Source organism: Halorubrum hochsteinianum (assembly GCF_023702125.1).
Lineage (GTDB): Archaea > Halobacteriota > Halobacteria > Halobacteriales > Haloferacaceae > Halorubrum > Halorubrum hochsteinianum.
In genome coordinates, this window is sequence record NZ_CP098415.1 from 1,020,169 (window position 1) to 1,034,598 (window position 14,430).

At 66.9% G+C, this 14,430-nt stretch carries 10 protein-coding genes and 2 tRNA genes; 4 read left to right on the forward strand and 8 right to left on the reverse strand.

Translation table 11 applies throughout. The features are described from left to right. Window positions 1–139 precede the first annotated feature (139 nt). On the forward strand, window positions 140–1,717 hold the full coding sequence (locus NAF06_RS05015; protein ID WP_049908660.1) for a S8 family serine peptidase: 1,578 nt from the start codon (window positions 140–142) through the stop codon (window positions 1,715–1,717). A 219-nt stretch (window positions 1,718–1,936) separates the two neighbouring features. Beyond that, window positions 1,937–3,922, forward strand: a complete 1,986-nt coding sequence (locus NAF06_RS05020; protein WP_008582782.1) for an aconitate hydratase — start codon at window positions 1,937–1,939, stop codon at window positions 3,920–3,922. Window positions 3,923–4,103: 181 nt separating this feature from the next. On the opposite strand, the gene NAF06_RS05025 is transcribed toward NAF06_RS05020, so the two are convergent. From NAF06_RS05025 to NAF06_RS05060, 8 genes are all read right to left on the reverse strand, one after another. Next, window positions 4,104–4,757 carry a 30S ribosomal protein S7 gene (locus tag NAF06_RS05025; protein ID WP_008582785.1) on the reverse strand — a complete coding sequence of 218 codons (654 nt, stop codon included), beginning with the start codon at window positions 4,755–4,757 and terminating at the stop codon, window positions 4,104–4,106. Beyond that, the gene (locus NAF06_RS05030) at window positions 4,754–5,182 is read right to left on the reverse strand and encodes a 30S ribosomal protein S12 (RefSeq protein WP_004599087.1); all 429 of its coding nucleotides are present in this window, start codon (window positions 5,180–5,182) and stop codon (window positions 4,754–4,756) included. Before NAF06_RS05030 ends, NAF06_RS05025 begins: the two co-directional genes overlap by 4 nt. 267 nt (window positions 5,183–5,449) lie before the next feature. After that, complete coding sequence (locus tag NAF06_RS05035) at window positions 5,450–5,869, reverse strand: NusA-like transcription termination signal-binding factor (protein WP_008582787.1); 420 nt, start codon at window positions 5,867–5,869, stop codon at window positions 5,450–5,452. Beyond that, window positions 5,869–7,083 (reverse strand): DNA-directed RNA polymerase subunit A'', encoded by a 1,215-nt coding sequence (gene rpoA2 / locus NAF06_RS05040; protein WP_008582789.1) that lies wholly within the window; start codon window positions 7,081–7,083, stop codon window positions 5,869–5,871. Before rpoA2 ends, NAF06_RS05035 begins: the two co-directional genes overlap by 1 nt. Then, window positions 7,076–10,003: a DNA-directed RNA polymerase subunit A' gene (locus NAF06_RS05045; protein ID WP_049908662.1), complete on the reverse strand. Its 2,928-nt coding sequence runs from the start codon at window positions 10,001–10,003 to the stop codon at window positions 7,076–7,078. Before NAF06_RS05045 ends, rpoA2 begins: the two co-directional genes overlap by 8 nt. A 6-nt stretch (window positions 10,004–10,009) precedes the next feature. Next, window positions 10,010–11,839 (reverse strand): DNA-directed RNA polymerase subunit B, encoded by a 1,830-nt coding sequence (rpoB, locus tag NAF06_RS05050; protein WP_008582792.1) that lies wholly within the window; start codon window positions 11,837–11,839, stop codon window positions 10,010–10,012. A gap of 1 nt (window position 11,840) precedes the next feature. Next, window positions 11,841–13,406 (reverse strand): DNA-directed RNA polymerase subunit B'', encoded by a 1,566-nt coding sequence (locus tag NAF06_RS05055; protein ID WP_008582793.1) that lies wholly within the window; start codon window positions 13,404–13,406, stop codon window positions 11,841–11,843. Then, window positions 13,403–13,633 carry a DNA-directed RNA polymerase subunit H gene (locus tag NAF06_RS05060; RefSeq protein ID WP_006629282.1) on the reverse strand — a complete coding sequence of 77 codons (231 nt, stop codon included), beginning with the start codon at window positions 13,631–13,633 and terminating at the stop codon, window positions 13,403–13,405. The genes NAF06_RS05055 and NAF06_RS05060 overlap by 4 nt, the downstream gene beginning before the upstream one ends. A 267-nt stretch (window positions 13,634–13,900) precedes the next feature. Between NAF06_RS05060 and NAF06_RS05065 the strand changes: the two genes are divergently transcribed. Both NAF06_RS05065 and NAF06_RS05070 read left to right on the forward strand, forming a co-directional pair. Then, window positions 13,901–13,973, forward strand: a tRNA-Asp gene (locus NAF06_RS05065). 29 nt (window positions 13,974–14,002) lie between these two features. Next, window positions 14,003–14,075, forward strand: a tRNA-Asp gene (locus NAF06_RS05070). Window positions 14,076–14,430: the final 355 nt, after the last annotated feature.

Sequence of the window (14,430 nt, forward strand, 5' to 3'; positions counted from 1 at the left end):
TCGCGTAACGGTCTGTCGATACGGGGCGTTGCGCGAATATCGTACTCCCTCCCAAATTAAACTCAAGTTTGGTTGAGACTAATTCCTACAGATACATTTAGAAAAATTTAATTCCAAGAGGGGTGTGTTTGCGGGTGGTATGCCAAATAATACCAATCTGACGCGTCGCGGCTTCATCGGAGCGACCGCAGCGAGCACGGTAGCGATGGTGGGGGCGGCCTCGGCCGCGCCCGGGAACGGCGGCGGCCCGGATCGGCGCGAGTACATCGTCGGGGTCTCCGCGACCGAGGACGACCCGAAGGGGTACGTCAAGCAGCACCTGAAGGGCAACGAGGAGGTCCTGTCTAGCAACGAGACGCTGAACACGACCGTGGTCGGGCTTCCGGAAAACGCCGCGGAGCCCGCCCACGAGAACTTTCGGGAGCGCCAGAAGCGCGCTGACGCGGTGAAGTACGTCGAGGAGAACGTCCGACTCACCGCACAGCTCGCGCCGAACGACCCCCAGTACGGCGACCAGTACGCGGACCAGCAGGTGAACGCGCCGGACGCCTGGGAGGAGACGTTCGGCGACGCGAACGTCACCATCGGCGTCGTCGACCAGGGCGTGAAATACGATCACCCGGACCTCGACGGCAACATGGACGACGCCGTCTCCAACTACGGTCGGGACTTCGTGGACGACGACGGCGACCCCTACCCCGACGCCCTCAGTGACGAATACCACGGCACGCACGTCTCGGGCATCGCCGCCGCCGAGACCGACAACGGCGAGGGCGTCACCGGCATCGGGAACTCCAGCGTGCTCTCCGGGCGCGCGCTCTCCGAGCGGGGCTCGGGATCCACGAGCGATATCGCCGACGCCGTGACGTGGGCGGCCGACCAGGGCGCTGACGTGATCAACCTCTCGCTGGGCGGCGGGGGGTACACCGACACGATGAAGAACGCCGTCTCGTACGCCACCGACAAGGGGGCGCTCGTCGTCGCCGCGGCGGGTAACGACGGCCGGAACTCCGTGTCGTACCCCGCGGCGTACAGCGAGTGTCTCGGAGTGAGCGCGCTCGACCCCGACGAGACGTTGGCGTCGTACTCGAACTACGGCAACGAGATCGAACTCGCGGCACCCGGGACGAACGTCCTCTCGACGTGGACCGACGACGGGTACGAGAAGATCTCGGGGACGTCGATGGCGACGCCCGTCGTCGCCGGGGTCGCGGGGCTGACGCTCGCCCAGTACGACCTCACGAACGCGGAACTCCGCGATCACCTGAAGGCCACGGCCGTCGACGTCGGCCTCTCCACCGAGAAGCAGGGGTCCGGCCGCGTCGACGCCGGCGTCGCCGTCACCACCGACCCGGAGTCCGGCGGCGGGGGCGGCGGAGGCGGCGGAGGCAGCGGCGGGTCCACGTCGACGTCGGTGACCGGCTCGCTGTCCGACTATTCGGACGGGGATTGCTTGAGGTACGCCTTCGAGTACGGCGACCCGAGCAAGGTCGTCCTCGACCTCGACGGCCCGTCGGACGCCGATTTCGACCTCTACGCGAACACGGGCGTCGACGCGTGTCCGACGACTTCGGACTACGACTACCGGTCGTGGACGACCGACTCCCAGGAGACCATCAGCATCGACGGCCCCGACGTCTCGACGGACCTACACGCGCTCGTGGACTCCTACAGCGGGAGCGGCGAGTACACGCTCACGATCACGGAATACGAGTGACAGCGCGCCGCGAGCGGCAGCGCTGACGCACCGACCGTCCGGATTCCCCGTTCTGCCGTCCCTCCCCGTCGCCGGCCGGGACGGCTCGACCCACCGAACGCCCGCCGTTGTGTGTTGTGATGGCACGCATCAAATAAGGTCTGAGGGCGCGTATTAGGCGAATCTACCGGTCCAGAAACACGCGGATTTATAATCGTAGAAAGTCCACCTGCGGATACTATGGAACAGACTATTACGGAGAAGATCCTCGATGACCATCTCGTCGAGGGCGAGTTGACGCCCGGCGAGGAGATCGGCATCGAGATCGACCAGGTGCTGACGCAGGACACGACGGGGACGATGGTGTGGCTCCAGTTCGAGGCGCTGGAGATGGACGAGGTCCAGACGGAGCTGGCCGCGCAGTACTGCGACCACCAGACGTACCAGTTCGACTTCAAGAACACCGACGACCACCGGTTCCTCCGCTCGGCGGCGGGCACGTACGGCGCGTACTTCTCCCGCCCCGGCAACGGGATCTGCCACCAGGTCCACAAGGAGAACTTCGCAGCGCCCGGCAAGACGCTGCTCGGCTCCGACTCGCACACGCCGACGCCCGGCGGGCTCGGCCAGCTCGCGATCGGCGCGGGCGGCCTCGACATCGCCGTCGCGATGGGCGGCGGCCCCTACTACGTCGAGATGCCTGAGGTCGTCAACGTCCACCTCGAAGGCGAGCTCCCCGAGTGGGCGACCGCCAAGGACATCGCGCTTCACCTCCTCGGCGAGCTGACCGTCAAGGGCGGCGTGGGCAAGATCTTCGAGTACACCGGACCGGGAGCCGAGAAGCTCTCGATCCCCGAGCGCACCACGATCACGAACCTCGGCACCGAGCTGGGCGCGACCTCCTCGATCTTCGCGACCGACGAGAAGACGAAAGACTGGCTCGCGCGCCAGGACCGCGAGGAGGAGTACGTCGACCTCCAGCCCGACGACGACGCGGAGTACGCCGAGACGGTCGAGGTCGACTTAAGCGAGCTCGAACCGCTCGTGGCCGCGCCCTCGATGCCCGACAACGTCGCCCCCGTCAGCGAGTACGAGGGAACTGACGTCGAGCAGGTCATCGTCGGCTCCTGTACCAACGGTGCCTACGAGGACATCCTCCCCAGCGCGAAGATGCTGGAGGACCGCGAGGTCGCCAAGCAGACCGAGATGATCGTCGCGCCCGGCTCGAAGCAGGCGTCCGAGATGCTGGCCCGCGAGGGCTGGACCGCGGAGATGATGGCGGCCGGCGTCAACTTCTCCGAGGCGACCTGCGGCGCGTGTATCGGCATCGGTCACGTGCCCGCCTCCGACTCCGTCTCGCTGCGCACCTTCAACCGCAACTTCGAGGGTCGCTCCGGCATCGAGGACGACTCCGTCTTCCTCTGCTCGCCCGAGGTCGCCACCGCGGCGGCCATCACCGGCGAGATCGTCGACCCCCGCGACCTCGCGGACGAGCTCGGCGACCTCGAGGCCCCCGGCCTGGAGATGGGGACGAAGTACGGGCCCGGCATGGGGCAGGACGACTCCGACATCATCTCGCCCGACGAGGCGATCGACGACGGGCTCGTCAAGGGCCCGAACATCGGGGACGTGCCGCTGAAAGACGGGATCGACGTGGACGGCGGTGAGGCCCTCCTCAAGATGGAGGACAACATCACCACCGACCACATCATCCCGGCGACGGCGGACATCCTGAAGTTCCGCTCGAACATCGAGAAGCTCTCCGAGTTCACGCTCTCGCGCGTCGACGACACGTTCGCCGAGCGCGCGCTCGCCGCCGACGGCGGCGTCCTCGTGGCCGGCGAGAACTACGGGCAGGGCTCCTCGCGGGAACACGCCGCCCTCTGTCCGATGTACCTCGGCATCGAGGCGGTGTTCGCGCAGAGCTTCGCCCGCATCCACAAGGCGAACCTGTTCAACTTCGGGATCGTCCCGCTGGCGATCGACGAGGAGACGTACGAGCGGATCGACCAGGGCGACGACCTCGCGATCGTCGACGACGTGCCCGCGGGCGTCCGCTCCGGGCAGGAGGAGTTCACCGTGAGCGTCAACGGCGAGTGGGAGTTCACCGCCGACCTCGACGCCTCCGAGCGCGAGCGCGACATCCTCGCGGCCGGCGGCAAGCTCTCGTGGGTCAAACAGCAGCACGCGGACGACGGCTCCGGCGCGGCACCGGCCGACGACTGAGCACGGCCGACGCCGACCGCCCGAGCCGAAAACAGATTTTCCCGTTTTTTCAGTCGTCGCCAGCGGTGACGCCGGGGTCGCCGCTCTCGCCGACCCACGCGCCCCGCGAGGCGACCGCGACGGACCCGTCGGTGGTCGGTGTAGCGAATCGGAAAGAAACGGCCCGTCGGTCGGTCCGACGTCAGCGGGCCGCGGCGGCGACGCGTTCGCGCTCCTCCTTCTGCGAGATGGAGTAGGAGCCCTCGACGTCGTAGTCGGCGGCGGCGATCAGCTCGTTCGCGAGCGCCTCGGCGGCCGAGGTCGTCGACTTGTACGTCGCGCTGGCAACGCCGTCGGAGATGAAAAGCAGCGCCTGATCGACGCGGCGCTGGGGCGCGACGTCGACCGCCTTCGGGACGGAGATGCCGCCGTACTTCAGGCGGACGGTCTCCTCGCGGGGCGCTGCGTTCTCGACGGCCGTCACGAGGATCTGGACCGGGTTCTCCTCGGTCCGATCGTGGACGATGTCGAAGGCGTCGCGGACGATCCGGGTCGCCTGCTGCTTCTTGCCCGTGTTCTCGTCGGTCTGCATCAGGCGGTTGATCAGCCGCTCGACCAGCGAGATTTCGGACTTCTTGAACTGCTTGGACGCGTGGCGGCCCATCGTGTGAGCGATGGGCGTCACCGTCATGTACCGCTTCGTGGACGGATCCTCGTAGGCGATCTCGGTGACGTCCCAGACGCCGAACAGCTTGGCGTTCTCGTTTGCGGCCTCGCTGGAGGCGGGCGCGTCCGGGTCCGGCTCGTCGGCGGCGACGTCCTCGTCGGACGCCGCCTCGGTCTCCTCACCGCTCATCTGACCGGTTTCTCCGCGTTGCCGCGAACCAGTTCGATCATCGACACGCCGTTGACCTTCTCGACCTTGTAGTTGACGCCGGAGAGGTCGCCCATCGCGCGACCCTTCGCGCCGCCGATCCCGGCGATCGTGACCTCGTCGTGTTCGTCGATGAACGAGATCGCGCCGTCACCGGGACAGAACGCGGTGACCTGCTTCCCGTTTTTGATGAGCTGAACCCGGACGCACTTTCGGATCGCCGAGTTCGGCTGCTTTGCCTCGATGCCGACCTTCTCTAGGACGATGCCGCGCGCCTGCGGGGCACCCTCCAGGGGGTCGGACTTCTTTTTGAGCCCGCGCTCGCGCCGAGCGTACTCGGAGTCGGACCAGCGGCGCTTCTGCCGGTCCTTTTTGAGCTTACGGGCCGCGTACTTGCCGTTCGCCATCGTACGTCTACTTCCGAACGGAGCTACTTAAGCGTCGTCTTTCTCCGCCGCGAAACGCCCTCAGATCGGCCGAGAGGTACCGCTTGCGGAATCTGAGGGCGTTTCGCGGATCGAACGACGGACGCAAAACCACGTTGAGGCGATAAACCGGCGCGAGATGTCGTCGTTCGTGCGGTTTACTCGTGAAAAGTCGATCCCCGAAAGGTCCGCCGCTGTCGCGGGCGGCGGAGGAACGGGACGCCGGTCGGGTCAGCCCAACGACGCGCGTCAGGTCAACTGGACGTCGTCGACGTCGTAGTGCCGCTCGGCGAGCCGACGGGCGGTCTCGATGTTCGCCCCGTCCGCGCCGATGGCGACGCCGCGGTCCGCCTCGGGGACCTCGACGTACGCCACGCGGTCGTTCTGCTCGGAGATGGTGACGGCGTTGACCGCCGCCGGGGCGAGCGTGCTCGCGACGAACGCCTCGGCCGTGTCCGCGTCCTCGACCAGTTCGATCGACTTCGCGAGTCGGCGTTCGGCCTCCGCGACGGTCTCGCCGCCCTGTCCGATCGCGGCCGCCATCTCGCCCGCGGGCACCACGAACACGAGGCGGTCGCCCTCCACGAGGCAGTCGGTCGGCGTGACGCCGGTCAGCTCGTCGAACCGACCGATGTACCGCCGCGCCTCGTCGGAGAGCTCGACGCGCATTAGTCGTCGCCCGCGACGCGCGACCCCATCCGGAGGTCGACGTCGCCGGTCCCCATCGAGATGGGTTTGCCGGCGATGACGTTCTCGATGCCGCCGTCGAGCTCGTCGTACTCGCCGTGGACGGCGGCGTCGAGCAGGTGGTTCACCGTCACCTCGAACGCCGCCCGCGCGAGCACCGAGTCCTTGTTGCCGGAGATGCCGTGCCGGCCGATCGACTCGATCTCGCCGTTGTTCGTCATGATGTCCGCGACGAGCATCAGGTGCCGGACGTTCACGTCGTCGAGCCCCTGCTCTTCGAGCGTGTTCTTCGTCTCGTCGATGATCGTCTCCCGGGCCGCCTCGACGCCGAGGTTCCGGTAGATCTCGTGGATGTTGTTACAGGTCGACCGGGAGGCGTCGACGCCCTCGATCGCGAGGGTGTCGCCGAACGCCGACCCCTCGGTGTAGAGGACGAACTCCTCGTCGCCGTCGATCTCCTCTTTACGGATGACGACGCGTTCGATCTCCTCGATGCCCTTGAACACGATCTCCCGGAGCCGCTCGACGAGCTGGAGCAGTTCGCGGTAGCTCGGCTCGTTGGGGCCGAACTCGATCACGGTGCCCGACTGCCGGGCGTCGACGCCGAGCGCGTCCTCGATCGTCTCGGCGATGATCTCCGCGATCTCGGAGGGGTTCGAGTGGGTGGGCCACCGCTCCAAGAGCGTGTCGTCGTTCAGGTCGATCCGGACCAGCATGTCCGCGACGTTCGTCGACACGTCGCCGAGCGCGAGGATGCGCGTCGCCTCGATCGACCAGACGACCTCGTGGGCCTTCTCGCGGTCGGTCGCGTACTCGTCTTCGAGGTACACCGTCATCATCGGCGTGTCCGGCGTCTTCCGGGCGTCCACGAGCTCGATGAGCCGCGGCAGCCCCTGCGTGACGTCGATCTCGGCGACGCCGGCGTAGTGGAACGTGTTCATCGTCATCTGCGTCCCGGGCTCGCCGATCGACTGCGCCGAGACCGTCCCGACCGGGTCGAGGGGGTCGACCCGGGTCTGCTCGTAGCGGTTCCGGACGCCCTCGACGATGTCGGTCGCCTGCTCGATGGTGACCTCGCCGGTCTCCTCGGCCTTGCGGTCGAGCGCCGCGTACACCTTCTCCTTGAGCCGTCGGGGGAGCTCGGTCGCCTCGACGACCGCCTCCATGTCGTCGGTGACGTGGTCGTACTCAGTCATCCGACTCCACCTCCAGTTCCGCGGCCTTGTTCAGGCCCGGCCCGGCGTGCTCCGAGAGGTTCGTCGGCGGCTCGCGCTCGCCGAGGAACCGCTCCTTCTCCTCGCTGGACTCGAACTCGGCGTCGACGACGCGGTCGACGATGCCGTCGACGTCGATGCCGTCCTCCTCGCCCGAGGAGACCTTCACCGGCGAAGTGCCGTCCTCGCCGAACTCGAACTGGACGATCCGGCCCGAGGTGTCCCGGACCGTGCCGTCGTACTGCGCCTCCAGTTCGGAGAGCGCGTTGATGAGCCGGCGCTGGAGGTAGCCGGACTTGGAGGTCCGGACCGCCGTGTCGACGAGCCCCTCGCGGCCGCCCATCGCGTGGAAGAAGAACTCCTCGGGGGTGAGCCCGCCGCGGTAGGAGTTCTCCACGAAGCCGTGCGCCTCCGAGGAGAGGTCGTTCGGCCGGTAGTGCGAGAGCGTCCGGTCCTCGTAGCCGCGGTTGATCCGCTCGCCGCGGACCGCCTGCTGGCCGACGGAGCCGGCCATCTGCGTCAGGTTCAGCATCGAGCCACGCGCGCCCGAGCGGGCCATCACGACCGCCGGGTTGTCGTCGCCGAAGTGCTGGTCCGCGATCTCACCCGCCGAGTCGCGGGCCTTCCCGAGCGTCTGCATGATCTTCATCTCCAGCGTCTCGTCGACGCCGCGGCCGGGGAGCGATTCCAGCTCGCCGGCCTCGTAGGTCGCGATCAGCTCCTGAACGCGGTCGTAAGCGCTCTCGATGGCGTCGTCGACCTGCTCTTCGGCCTCCGGCGGGATCGACTCGTCGTCGATCCCGATCGAGAACCCGAAGTTCATGATCGCGCGCATCGCCAGCGACGCGATCTCGTTGATGAACACGCGCGAGCGCGTCTCGCCGTACTCCTTCGTGAGCGTGTCGACGACCTCGCCGCCGAACGCGCCGACCGCGTCCTCGTCGATGGTCCCCTCGATCAGCTGGCCGTCCTCGATGACGACGCTGTCGCCCGCCGAGGAGGTGAACGAGAGGTCCAGGTCGTCGGGGAGCAGCTCCGAGAACAGCGTCCGACCGGTCCAGAACTCGCGGCCGTCGTCGTCGACGCCGTCCGCCTCGGGCAGCTCGTCGACGCGGGTCGCGCGCAGCAGGTCCAGCGCCTGCGTCTCCGAGAACTCGGGGTTCGAATTGGTGAGCAGGTACGTGCCGGAGATGTGGTCCTGGATCGCGCCGATGATGTTCCCGCCGAAGCGGGGGCTCAGAATCTGTTCCTGTACGCGCATGAGGACGCGCGCCTCGGCGCGGGCCTCCTCGTTCTGGAGCGCGTGCATGTTCATCTCGTCGCCGTCGAAGTCGGCGTTGTACGGCGGACAGACGACGGTGTTGAGCCGGAACGTCTTGTACGGCATCACCACGACCTCGTGGGCCATGATGGACATCCGGTGCAGCGAGGGCTGCCGGTTGAAGATCACGATGTCGCCGTCCACGAGGTGGCGATTCACCTCCCAGTCCGGCTCGACCTTCTCGGCGAGCTCCTCGCAGTTCTTCTCGGTCACCTTCAGCCGGCGACCGTCGGGGCGGCGCACGTAGTTGGCTCCGGGGTGGGCCTCAGGCCCGTTCCGGACGTACTGGCGCGCCTCGTCGACGTTGCGTTCGGTGACGTTGAGCGTCTGGGTCATCTCCTTGGCGACCCGGTCCGGAACGCCGACCTCGTTCAGCGACAGCGTCGGGTCCGGCGAGATGACGGTCCGGGCGGAGAAGTTGACGCGCTTGCCGGACAGCGACCCGCGGAAGCGACCCTCCTTGCCCTTCAGCCGCTGGCTGAGGGTCTTGAGGGGACGGCCGGAGCGGTGTCGCGCCGGCGGGGTCCCGCTGATCTCGTTGTCGACGAACGTGGTGACGTGGTACTGGAGCAGCTCCCAGAGGTCCTCGATGATCAGCTGCGGGGCACCCGCCTCGCGGTTCTCCATGAACCGCTGGTTGATCCGGATGATGTCGACCAGCTTGTGCGTGAGGTCGTCCTCGGAGCGCTGGCCGTTGTCGAGCGTGATGGAGGGTCGCGTGGTGACCGGCGGCACCGGAAGGACCGTCAGGATCATCCACTCCGGGCGGGAGTGCTCGGAGTCGATGCCGAGGACTTCCAGGTCCTCGTCCGGGATGTCCTCGAACCAGTCGCGGATGTCCGAGGGCATCAGCTTGTTCATGTCCTCCTCCGTGAGGTCCACGTCGAGCGCCTTCTCGATGGCGCGGCGGTCCTCCTTGCGCGGGCGGAACTCGCCGGCCATGATGTCGTTGACCCGGTCGAGGGCGATGTCGGTCTTCTCGGCCAGCTCCTGCGGCGAGGTGCCCGGGTCGTCCTCCTCCTCGTCGGGCTGCATCGCGGCCGCGATGCGCTCGGAGTAGTCGCCCGAGAGCACGTCCTGGACCTCGTAGTAGGTCGTCGGCTTCTCGTGTTTGATGTCCGCCTGCGGCTCGCCGCAGAACGGACAGGTCGACGCCTTCCGGGCCTGCCGGACCGCCGCCTTCAGCACGTCGTGTTCGTCGTCGCCGAGCTCCTTCGCCCGCTCGTAGCGGTCCCGGAACTCGTCGCGCTGCGCGTCGTCCAGAGCCAGTCGGCCGCACTCCCGACACGTCGAGCGGAGCAGCCGGCGGATGAGCTTCGTGAAGCCGACGTGGATGACCGGCGCGGCCAGCTCGATGTGGCCGAAGTGGCCGTTACAGGAGCCGGAGTGGGAGCCGCAGGTGCGGCACTCAAGTCCGGGGTCGATGACGCCCAGTCGCGGGTCCATCAGCCCCATGTCGATCGGATAGCCGTCGTCGTCGTACGTGTCGGCCGTGATCACCTTCGTCGCGGACATGTCCCGGTACGTCTCCGGGTCCATGAGTCCGAAGTCGATCCCGCCGAGCACTTTCGGTGTTTGCATTGACATCTAAATCGCGTCCTCCAGTTCGAGTTTCGGTCGGATTCCCAGGGCGATCATCTCGTCGAGCAGCAGCTTGAACGCGTAGCTGACCTCCAGCTCGTGGATGTCGTCCTCGTCGCCAGTCACCGGGTCGTACACGCGGCGCTGCTCGCGGTCCTCGACGGCGACGAGCCCCGTCTCCGCGGAGACGTGGACCGTCTCGGCGTCCGAGGACTCCAGCAGCCGCTCGTTGAGGACCATCGACGCGCCGTGGCCGATGATCGTGTCGCGCTCCATCTCCCCGACGCGCAGCCCGCCCTCGCGGGCGCGCCCCTCGGTCGGCTGGCGCGTGAGCACCTGGACCGGACCGCGCGAGCGGGCGTGGAGCTTGTTCGACACCATGTGGTACAGCTTGTGGTAGAAGATCGTCCCGACGAAGATCTCGGCATCGATCTTCTCGCCGGTGACGCCGGAGTACATGACCTCCTTGCCGGAGGACTTGAACCCGTGATCCTCCAGTCCGTCACGGAGCTCCTCCTCGTCTTCGCCCTGGAACGGGGTCCCGTCGACCCGCGAGCCGCGCAGGGAGCCGACCTTCCCGCCGAGCATCTCCAGCACGTGGCCGACCGTCATCCGCGACGGCAGCGCGTGCGGGTTCATCACGAGGTCGGGGACGACCCCCTCCTCGGTGAAGGGCATGTCCTCTTGGGGCGCGAGGTGGCCCACGACGCCCTTCTGTCCGTGCCGGGACGCGAACTTGTCGCCCAGTTCGGGGACGCGCTGGTCGCGCACCTTCACTTTCGAGAGCTTGGAGCCGTCCTCGCCCTCCATCAGCGTCACCGTGTCGACGACGCCCGATTCGCCCGAGCGCATCGTCACCGAGGTCTCCCGGCGCTTCTGCGGGGAGAGCCCGCCCATGTCGTCGGGCTCTTCGAGGAAGCGCGGCGGGCTGGTCTTGCCGAGCAGGACCGACGACTCGTCGACCTTCGTCTCGGGGTTGACGAGCCCGTCCTCGTCGAGGTGGGTGTACGCGTCCTCGCCGCGAGCGCCGCGCACGTCCTGGTCGGGGATCTCGAATCGGTCCTCCTGTCCGCCGGGGTACCGGCGCTCCTCGCCCTCGTAGGTCCGGAAGAAGTGCGAGCGGGTGAGCGCGCGGTCGACGGAGCCCTGGTTCATCACCAGCGCGTCCTCGATGTTGAAGCCCTCGTAGGACATCACGGCGACGACGAAGTTCTGCGCCGCCGGCCGCTTGTCGAAGCTGATCTGGTCGGAGGTCTGCGTCTTCACCATCGCCAACTGCGGGTAGTGGAGGAGGTGCTGACGCGTGTCCGGCCGGATCCGGTAGTTCGCCGAGGGGAGTCCGAGCGACTGCTTCATCATCCCCGCGCCCATCGTAATGCGGGGAGAGGCGTTGTGCTCGGGGTACGGGATCATCCCCGCGCCGATGCCGAACACGAGCTGCGGGTCGATCTCGAGGTGCGTGTGGTCCTCGGTCACGTCCTCCTCGTCGACGGCGACGAGGATGTCCTCCTCCTCCTCGGCGTCGATGAACTCGACGTAGCCGCGCTCGACGAGGTCCTCGAACTCGACGTCCCCGCGTTCGAGCGCCTCGATCTCCTCGTCGCCGAGGAGCGGTTCACCGTTCTCGACGACGATGAGCGGGCGTCGCGCCCGCCCCGCGTCGGCGTTGACGATGACCTCTCGGGTCCGGTCTTTCACCGAGACGTTCACCATCTCGCTCACGTCGCCGCGGCGGCGCGCCTCTCGGATCTGTTCGGCGAGCTCGTCCGGGTTCTCGTGGGTGCCCACGAGGCTCCCGTTGACGTACACCTTCGCTTCGCGTTCTGCTTGTGCCATGTTAGTCGTCCGCCGTCTGTCGTTCGACGCCCTCGATGCCGGGGATCCCCTCGACACCCATCGACGCCAGTTCTCGTTTGAGTCCCTGTTCGTCCTCGACGGTCTGGGAGAGCTCCATCGCCTGCGCGAAGTTCTTCACCAGCCCGCAGTTCGGTCCCTCCGGGGTCTCGGAGGGGCAGATGCGACCCCACTGGGTCGCGTGGAGGTCCCGCGCCTCGAAGTGCGGCTGCGACCGCGACAGCGGCGACCGGAGCCGCCGGAGGTGCGAGAGCACGCCCATGTAGTCCGTCCGGTCGACGAGCTGCGAGACGCCCGAGCGTCCGCCGACCCAGTTCCCCGTCGCGATCGGGTGTTCGAGCCGCTCGGTCAGCACGTCCGAGCGGACAACCGTGTTGACGGTGAGCTGCCGGTTCCGCATGTTCGCGCGTTCGAGCTGGTACTTCACGTCGCGCGCCAGCTTGTTGAGTGCGGTGCGGAACAGGTCGCGCATCAGGTCGCCCGAGACCTTCAGGCGCTTGTTCGCGTAGTGGTCCTTGTCGTCGGCCTCGCGGCGGTCCAAGGCGAGCTCGAAGCACGCCTCGGCCATGCGGCAGAGGTAGTACGCCTTGTTGATCCGCACGTCCTCCTCCTCGACGCCCTCCTCGTGGAGGTGCGGGAGGAGGTAGCGGTCGATGACGTAGTTCGCCCGCTTGAGCTGGTAGTTCTTCCCCTGTCCGGAGGCGACGCGCTCGCCGAGGGTCTCGATGGCCTCCTCGGTCGTCTGGACCGAGGCCTCCTCTAAGTTCTCCAGCATGAACTTCACGATCTCGGGGTCGTCCGAGACGCGGTGGACGATCTCCTCGTCCGACTCCAGTCCGAGCGCGCGGACGAGCGTCACGAAGTCGATCGAGCCCGAGACGGACGGGAACGACACTTCGAGCAGCCCCTCGCGGTTGCGCTCACAGAGCACCAGCGCGCGGTAGCCGCGGCGCTGAGAGAACGTCTTCGCGACCTGGATCTCGTCGCCGTACTTCGAGTCGTACTCGGCGAGGATCTTGTTCGGCGCGAGGTCCTCCGAGGTCATCAGCACGCGCTCGGAGCCGTTGACGATGAAGTAGCCGCCGGGGTCGACGGGGTCCTCGCCGATGTCGATGAGCTCCTCGTCGGAGAAGCCCGCCATGTTACACTTGTTCGAGCCGACCATGATCGGCATCCGACCGACCTTGGTCTCGGTCGTGTCGACGACCTGTTCCGGCTCGTCCTCGCCGCCGCGCACGATGGACATCTCCATGAACACGGGCGCGGAGTAGGTGATGTTCCGCAGGCGGGCCTCCTGCGGGTAGAGCAGCTCCTCGGAGCCGTCGGCCTCGCGGACGCGCGGCGTGACCATCCGGACGTCGCCGAGCTCGACGTACACCGGCTCCTGCCCCTCCTTGTCGCCGATGTCCGTCTCGATCGTCTCCTTCTCGTCGACGACCTCCTGCATGCCGCGGTCCAGGAAGTTGTTGAACGAGCGGAAGTGGTGTTCGGCGAGCCGTTCGTCTGAGAAGTATTCGCGTGAAACCACGCGTCGGTCTTGCCTATTCATGAGACGACCAGTCGGTACACGACCGCCTCGTCGGTCGTGCGGGAGTTTCGAACGATTTTCACCACGTCGCCGACCTCGGCCTCGTCGGGGAGCGCGGGATCCGTGCGTTTGATCTTCGGTAAGTCAGTCTTCTTCACGTCGTACTCCGCCAGGACCTCCTCGACGTCCTCGGGGTCGTCGAGAAGCACGTGGTCCGGGACGAGTTCGTGTTGGCTTACGTCTACCATGGGTGCTGGTGGTGGGGAGAAGCTATCACGAGATACTACAGATACATACTCACGCCAGCGGCATAAGACTTACCAAGCGCCGCTGCGCGCCGCTCACGGGTCCGGGGCGTTCGACACTCCCACGCACGTGAGGTTCCCACAAAAGGATATCGGACGAAACCCCTCGTTGTCGCCGTCCGCGATCCGAGAGTTCCTGTCACTGACCCCCACCCTCGTCGGGGATGACAAGCCTTATTTGCCAGACAGGGGTACGAACTGATGCGACAAGCCCGGATGGTGTAGTGGCCCATCATACGACCCTGTCACGGTCGTGACGCGGGTTCAAATCCCGCTCCGGGCGTCCCCCGTTTCGGGGCGCTGTCGCTGTTTGCCCGGATGGTGTAGTGGCCCATCATACGACCCTGTCACGGTCGTGACGCGGGTTCAAATCCCGCTCCGGGCGTTTCTTGTCGACGCCGACGACGAGCGAGGAGCGATAGCGACGAGCGAGTTCCGGCGTCGACGAACCCAGATGAGGGATTTGAACCAGAGAGTGAAGCGAGCGTAGCGAGCGAAACGATTGAGGTTCAAATCCCGCTCCGGGCGTTCGTTCTCGTTCCGACCGACCGGCGAGCGGTGAGCATCGCGAACCGCGAGTCCGGTCGAAACGGAACCACGCCGAAGGGATTTGAATCTGAGGACGAGCGAACGGTGCGAGGCGCGAGCGAAGCGAGCGCCTCGAAAAGCGAGCGGCGAAGCCGCAAGCCGTGAGCGAGCACGTCCGATTCAGGTTCAAATCCCGCTCCGGGCGTTTCTTG